The 2249-nt window shown below is 63.0% G+C and carries 1 protein-coding gene; it reads left to right on the top strand.

Annotated elements, in window-relative coordinates:
• Positions 1-2249, top strand: a 2249-nt coding sequence (locus tag AC07Z7_RS24985) for a DNA polymerase II (protein ID WP_494768032.1), incomplete at both ends; no start/stop codon positions are given.

The following is a 2249-nucleotide window of genomic DNA, read 5'->3' on the forward strand; positions in this document are numbered from 1 at the left end:
TGGCTGGCCACCGACGAGGGGCCGAAGAAGGTGCTGATAACCCGACAGACGTCGGTCGCCTTTCTGCCTGACTGCCATCGGGCCGCAGCGCAAGCTCCGCTGGCAAGCGTGCAGGGCTTGGAGGTAAGGGAGCTCGATCTGAAGACGTTCGACCAGAAGCCCGTCCTCGGTGTCTATGCTCGCAGGTTCCGCGATCTGGGCAAGCTGGCGCGCGCACTCCAGCCACTGGGAATACCGCTCTACGAAGCGGATGTCCGCCCGCACGATCGCTACCTGATGGAGCGGTTCATCACGGCCGGTGTTCTGGTCGAGGGAGGCCAGCGCGAAGGTTCGACCATCCTCGACGGCAGGTTGAAGCCCGCGTCTGGTTGGCGCCCGGTGTTGAAGGTGGTGTCGCTGGACATCGAGACGAGCGCAACGGAGGATCTGTACTCCATCGCACTGGATGGTGCGGGTGACCGGGTGGTGTTCATGCTGGGGGAAGCACCAGAGTCTGTGCCGGCGCCAGCTGTGTCGCCGATGGACTTCAGGCTTGTGTACTGCTCAACTCGCAGGGCGATGATCGAGCAGCTCAATGCCTGGTTTGCGGACCATGACCCGGATGTCATCGTCGGCTGGAGCGTGATCCAGTTCGACCTGCGGGTGCTGCAAAAGACCGCCGACGCGAACTCCGTGCAGCTGTTGCTCGGACGCGAGCGCCGCCCCATCGCGTGGCGTACGCACCCCGGCCGCCAGGGCTACCTGTTCGCGCCCATGCCCGGGCGTGTGGTTGTCGATGGCATCGAAGCACTGCGGGCGGGCATGTGGAGCTTCCCGTCTTTCAGCCTCGAAGCGGTCTCGCAGGCATTGCTGGGCGAGGGCAAGGAGATCGGCGATGCCTACGACAAGATGGCGGAGATCGAGCGGCGCTACCAGGAAGACAAGCCCGCGCTGGCCAGCTACAACATCCGCGACTGCGCGCTCGTCCTGCGAATCTTCGAAAAACTGGAACTGCTGCCGTTCGTACTGGAGCGAGCCCAGACGACAGGCTTGCAGATAGATCACTTCGGCGGCTCCATCGCCGCATTCAGCCACCACTACCTGCCGCGCATGCACCGCCTGGGCTACGTGGCTCCCAACGTGGGTGACATCGCAGCCAAGGCCTTTCCCGGCGGCTATGTGATGGACTCCACCCCGGGCTTCTACGACTCCGTCGTGGTCCTGGACTACAAAAGCCTGTACCCCTCCATCATCCGGACCTTTCTGGTGGACCCCGTGGGTCTGGCCGAGGGAGAGAGCGCCGACATCCAGAGCGGGTTGGTGCAGGGGCCGCAAGGCACGCTGTTTTCGCGCGACAAACACTGTCTGCCGGACATCGTGACCACCCTTTCGGATGCTCGGGACGAAGCCAAGCGGGCGCGCAACCAGCCGCTGTCACAGGCCATGAAGCTGCTCATGAACTCCTTCGCTGGTGTGCTGGGTGCGTCCGAGTGCCGCTTCTTCAATCCGAAGCTGGTATCCGCCGTGACCCTGCGGGGCCACGAGGTGATGAAGCTGACCCGCGCATTTGTGGAGGAGCGCGGATACCAGGTCATCTACGGAGACACTGACTCCATCTTCATCTGGCTTAAACGCACCTATCCCAACGCGAAGGCACACGCCATTGCGGCCGGCCTGGTGCAGGAGATCAATGCCTGGTGGACCCGCAAGCTGCGTGAAGAGCAGCGGCTGGAGAACTTCCTCGAAATCGAGTTCGATACCCACTACGCCAAGTTCTTCATGCCCACCATCCGGGGATCGGACGTCGGCAGCAAGAAGCGCTACGCCGGCCTGAGCGTCGATGAAGAAGGTCGGGAGGAGATGGTCTATCGCGGACTGGAGATGGCCCGCAGCGACTGGACCCCGTTGGCGCGCCAGTTCCAGGAAGGCTTGTTGTCACGCATCTTCCATGGCGAGCCCTACCGGGCGTTTGTGGCCGACTATGCGCGGTCGATGTTGGATGGCCAGATGGATCCGCTGCTTGTCTACCGAAAACGCCTGCGCCACCGACTCGATGCCTATGAGGTCAACGTGCCTCCCCAGGTGCGCGCGGCGCGCATTGCTGACGCGCACAACGCGAAGCTGAACCGTCCGCAGCAGTACCAGCGTGGAGGCTGGATCGAGTACGTGATGACGCAAAGCGGCCCCGAGCCTCTGGAGGCCCGGTATTCGCACATTGACTATGAGCATTACCTCGTCAAACAACTCCAGCCCATCGCCGATGCGATTCT

The organism is Acidovorax sp. GW101-11A03 (genome assembly GCF_059424825.1).